Raw genomic sequence first — 274 nt, 5'->3', positions numbered from 1 at the left:
TATCTGTCGGTGTGTTACCGGCAGAGCTCGACTACCGCCTAACCCCCTTGTTTATCGATTTTTACCAGCGCTTTCCGAGCATCCGCTTGAGCCTGTCTGCCTCTACAATCGAAATTACAAAGCAGGTGCTTGAGAATGAAGTCGACGTAGGGATTACACTCCTCATGGCTCCGGACAGTCGTCTCGTGAGTATCCCGCTTTATCGTGAAGAGTACGTATTGGTAGTATCCGCAAGGCATGAGCTGGCTCACTATGATTCTGTAGCCTTGACCCA

At 50.4% G+C, this 274-nt stretch carries 1 protein-coding gene; it reads left to right on the top strand.

Annotation, left to right across the window (positions count from 1 at the left end; genetic code table 11):
* Positions 1–11 precede the first annotated feature (11 nt).
* Positions 12–274 (top strand): LysR family transcriptional regulator substrate-binding protein (locus tag SB773_RS31630; protein WP_410594276.1); only part of this gene is annotated, 263 nt, incomplete at its 3' end.

The sequence above is a fragment of the Bacillus sp. SIMBA_074 genome (genome assembly GCF_046534555.1).
Taxonomy (GTDB): domain Bacteria; phylum Bacillota; class Bacilli; order Bacillales; family Bacillaceae_G; genus Bacillus_A; species Bacillus_A mycoides.
This window is presented reverse-complemented; position numbering and strand designations above follow the sequence as displayed.